Raw genomic sequence first — 4,580 nt, 5'->3', positions numbered from 1 at the left:
GGGGGTGATGTTGGTGGTGGTGATGAGTGCGGTGGGGTCGCTGTCGTGGAGGAGGTGGGTCAGGCGTTCTTGGGGGTAGTCGGGGTCGAGGGGGACGTAGGCGGCGCCGGTTTTGAGGACGGCGAGGATGGCGGTGATGGTGTGTGCGGAGCGGGGCAGGGCCAGGGCGATGCGGTGTTCGGGTCCGGCGCCGGCTTGCAGCAGTAGCCGGGCCAGTTGGTTGGCCCGTTTGTTGACTTCGCGGTACGTCCAGCGTTGGTCCCCGCACACCACGGCCACGGTGTCCGGGGCTCGTACCACCCACTCCTCGAACAACCCCGACAACGACACCTTCGGGTCGGCCTCCGCGACGCGGGCATCCCGGCGTGGCACCAGCCGCTTCCGTTCGTCCTTCGAGAGCACGTCGATCCGATCGACGTTCCGCCTCGGATCGTCGGCGATGGCCTCGAGGACGCGGACCAGCCGCTGCGCCACCGCCCGCATGGCCGGCGCCTCGAACACATCCGGCCGGTAGCCGAGGCGCAACCGCAGCCGTTCGCCCGGGACCACGACCACCGCCAACGGGTAGTGCGTGGCGTCCTGACCGTCGGTGGCCGTCAGCCGCAGCCCGGCGCTGGCCGCCTGGGCGTGGGCCCCGGCGCCCACGGGGTAGTTCTCGAAGACCACCACTGTGTCGAAGAGCTGCCCGGTTCCGGTGGCGGGCCGCAGCTCCGACAGCCCCAGATGGTGGTGGGCGGAAAGGTCGCCGTGCTGGCGCTGTACGGCCGCCAGCAGCTCCTCCACCGGTCGGCCCACCGGCACCCGGACACGTACCGGCACCGTGTTGATGCACAGCCCGACCAACGACTCGATGCCCGCCACCTCCGCCGGGCGCACCGCCACCGTGGTACCGAACACCACGTCGTCCCGGCCGGTCAGCCGGCCCAGCAGGATGGCCCACGCGGACTGCACCACCGTGTTGAGGGTGAGCCCCATCCGCCGTGCGCACTGGGCGAGTTGGGCGGTCCGCTCCACCGACAGATCGACGGCCACCTCGTCGGGCGCCACGGTCGTACGGCCCGGGTCGGCCGGTGCCAGCAGCGTGGGCTCCTCGACACCGGCCAGCGCCGTGCGCCAGGCGGCGCGGGCCGCGTCCCGGTCCTGCCGTCGCAACCAGCCCAGGTACTCCCGGTAGGACACGGCGGCGGGCAGGCCCGAGTCGTCCCCGTCCCGCTCGTACAGCGTGAACAGCTGCTGGACGAGGAGCGGTACGGACCAGCCGTCCAGCAGGATGTGGTGGCTGGTCATCACCACCCGGTAGCGATCCGCGCCCCAATGGACGAGGGCGAAGCGGATCAGTGGCGGCCGGGTGAGGTCGAACCGTGTGGCGCGGTCCTCTGCCAGCCACTGGTCGAACGCGGCGGGGCGCTGCTCCTCGGGAAGGTCGCTGAGATCCAGCTCGTGCCAGACGGAGGGGACAGCGGGCGCCACCACCTGCACGGGCTGGGAGAGTCCGTGGTGATGGAAGGACGCGGCCAGGTTTGGGTGGCGGCGCAGCAGAGTGTCCGCCGCCCGCCGGAAGCGTGCCCCGCTGACCTCCCCTTCGAGGTGGAAGGTGAACTGCACCAGATAGACGTCCGGGGCCGCCTCGTCGTACACGGCGTGGAACAGCAGTCCGCTCTGGAGTGGTGTCAGCGGTAGCAGCTCCGCGGTGTGTGTGCCCTTCGCTGTCAGGCTGGCGCACTCCGCCGACAGGCTCGCGTATTCGGTCGGGGTGAGGGTCACCAAGGGCCCCACGTCCCGGGAGGTGGGCTCCTGCGACGTGGCCGCCGGGCCGTTCCCGGAGTGGGCGACGGAGGCGAGGCCCTCCGGCGTCCGGTGCTGAAAGACCTGGCCTGGCGTGAGGACGAGCCCGTCCGAGCGGGCGCGGCTGACCAGCCGCATGGCGAGGACGCTGTCGCCACCCAGGTTGAAGAAGCTCGCGTCCGCGCCTACCTCGGGGATTCCGAGCACCTCACCGAAGAGGGCACACAGCCGTGCCTCCAGCGGTGTGGCCGCCGGCCGCCCCGAAGCGAGCGCGGCGAAGTCGGGCGCGGGGAGGGCGGCGCGGTCGAGCTTGCCGTTCGCCGTGAGCGGCATCCGGTCGAGTGCGATAACGGCCGAGGGCACCATATGGGCGGGCAGCCGCTCGCTGAGATACGACCGGAGTGAGGCGACCACCGCACCGGTCGCGTGTACGAGTCCGGGCTCGTTGGCGTAGGCGGAGGCGGGACGGCGGGGGGTGCTGGAGGGCGGTGCCGCGATGTCGAGGGTGGGGACGCCGGGAGTTGTGAACACACCGTCGAGACACCCTTCATCGGCCCCCCAGCGCAGCGCCACGTCGTAACCATGCGCCTCGGCGAGCCGGTGGAGTGCTTCCGGGTCCGGCTCTGCGGCCATCCCCGTGTCCGGGTCCGTCTCCGAGCCGTCGTGCCCGGCCGTCGGGGCCGCTGCAGTGAGGTGGTGCCGGGCGTCGTCCGGGTCGGCACCGGTGTCGATCCGTTGCAGGGCGGTGAGTTCGCCGGTCAGCCGGGTGTTGGGGATGCCGGTCACCCGCAGCGCCCGCGGGCGGAGGCGTCCGGCCAGCGCGTCGCGCAGGTCGTCCACCGTGTGGATGTCCTCACCCCACCGCAGGTGCGGCGCTCGGTCGGTGGCGAGGGGCGTGACGGGGCTCTTGGTGAGGATGACGTCGTAGCGGTGCCGGGTGAGTTCATTGCGCGCCGTGCCGCGCTTGACGCGGATGTCCACGGCGCCGATGGCGGGCACGGTGGACGTGAGGGTGGTGAAGTACTCCGGGTCCACCAGGAGTTCCCGCTCCAGGCGGATGGCGTTGTCCACGGTGGCGCGCAGGCTCTCCGGCGTGGTGCCCGCGGGCGCCTGGGTGAGGGCGACCGCGGTGGCGAAGCAGCGCAGCAGGCGAAGGTTGCGTACGTCCCCGATGAACAGCTTCCCGCCGGGTTTGAGGACCGCCATGGCATGGGTGATGACATCGGTCAGGTAGTCGACGTTCGGGAAGTACTGGACGACGGAGTTGATGACGACGGTGTCGAAGCGCCCCTCGGGCAGCGTGCTGAAGTCATGCGCCGGCCGGCACTCGAGCGTCACCCGGCCGTCGCCTGCGCCCAGCGCGGGGTCCCGCGCCACACGCTGATCCAGGGCGGCGATGGCGGAGGCCGAGACGTCGGTGCCCCAGTAGCTCGCACAGTCCGGAGCCAGACGGGAGAGGAGCAGACCGGTGCCGACCCCGATCTCCAGGACATCGCGCGGGCCGAGTGCGCTGATGCGGTCCACGGTCGTGGCCAGCCATTCCCGCATCTCCGGCAGGGGGATGGGCCGCTGGTCGTAGCTGCTGTCCCAGCCGACGAAGTCCTCGCTCAGCGAGGTGGCGGCCCGGTCCCCGTACAGGGAGTCATAGACCGCGCGCCACTCCTCGACCGGCTGCTCCACCACGTCCGCCGTCCGGTGAACGCTCCGGCTGGTGGTGGTGTAGGCGATGAGGTGTTTGTTGTGGTGGTGGTCGTGGTGGAGGGTGGCGGCGGCGTGGGTGATGTGGGGGTGGGTGGTGAGGGTGTTTTCGATTTCGCCGAGTTCGATGCGGTAGCCGTGGAGTTGGATTTGGTTGTCGGTGCGGTGGTGGTAGTGGAGTTGGTGGGTGGTGGGGTGTTGGTGGGCGAGGTCGCCGGTGCGGTAGAGGCGGGTGCCGGGTGGTCCGTAGGGGTTGGCGATGAAGTGGGTGGCGGTGAGGGTGGGGTTGTTGTGGTAGTTGCGGGCGAGGGTGGGTCCGGTGATGTAGAGCTCGCCGGGGGTGTTGGGTGGGGTGGGTTGGAGGTGGGTGTCGAGGAGGTGGGTGGTGAGGTGGGGGAGGGGTTGGCCGATGGGGCTGGGGGTGTTGGGGGTGTGGTGGGTGGTGGGGTTGAGGGTGTGGTGGGTGACGTGGATGGTGGTTTCGGTGATGCCGTACATGTTGGTGATGGTGGTGTGGGGGTGGTGTTGGTGGAAGGTGGTGAGGCGGGTGGGGTCGAGGGGTTCGCCGCCGAGGATGATGTGGTGGAGGGGGAGGGGTTGGTGGTGTGGTTGGTGGGTGTTGATGAGGTGGTAGAGGGCGGTGGGGGTTTGGCAGAGGGTGGTGATGTGTTCTTGGTGGATGAGGGTGATGAGGTCGTGGGGGGAGCGGGTGGTGTGGTGGTTGGGGATGATGAGGGTGTGGCCGTGGAGGAGGGCGCCGAGGATNGGGGTTGGTGGTGTGGTTGGTGGGTGTTGATGAGGTGGTAGAGGGCGGTGGGGGTTTGGCAGAGGGTGGTGATGTGTTCTTGGTGGATGAGGGTGATGAGGTCGTGGGGGGAGCGGGTGGTGTGGTGGTTGGGGATGATGAGGGTGTGGCCGTGGAGGAGGGCGCCGAGGATTTCCCAGACGGAGAAGTCGAAGGCGTAGGAGTGGAATTGGCACCAGGTTTGTGGGGTGGGGGTGGTGAGGTAGTGGTGGGTGGCGGTGAAGAGGTGGAGGAGGTTGGTTTGGGGGATGGTGACGCCTTTGGGGGTGCCGGTGGAGCCGGAGGTGTAGAT

The 4,580-nt window shown here is 69.9% G+C and carries 1 protein-coding gene and 1 pseudogene; both read right to left on the bottom strand.

Annotation, left to right across the window (positions count from 1 at the left end; translation table 11 throughout):
• Positions 1-4,464, bottom strand: a 4,464-nt coding sequence (locus IEJ02_RS47485) for a condensation domain-containing protein (RefSeq protein ID WP_191070457.1), incomplete at its 3' end; no start/stop codon positions are given.
• Between the two features lie 14 nt (positions 4,465-4,478).
• Positions 4,479-4,538, bottom strand: a pseudogene (locus IEJ02_RS50950) (hypothetical protein); the annotation flags it as partial.
• Positions 4,539-4,580: the final 42 nt, after the last annotated feature.

Origin of the sequence: Streptomyces sp. 5-10 (assembly GCF_014712245.1) — a bacterium.
GTDB lineage: Bacteria > Actinomycetota > Actinomycetes > Streptomycetales > Streptomycetaceae > Streptomyces > Streptomyces violaceusniger.
The sequence above is the reverse complement of the archived record's forward strand: the minus strand, read 5'-3'. Positions and strand labels throughout refer to the sequence as shown.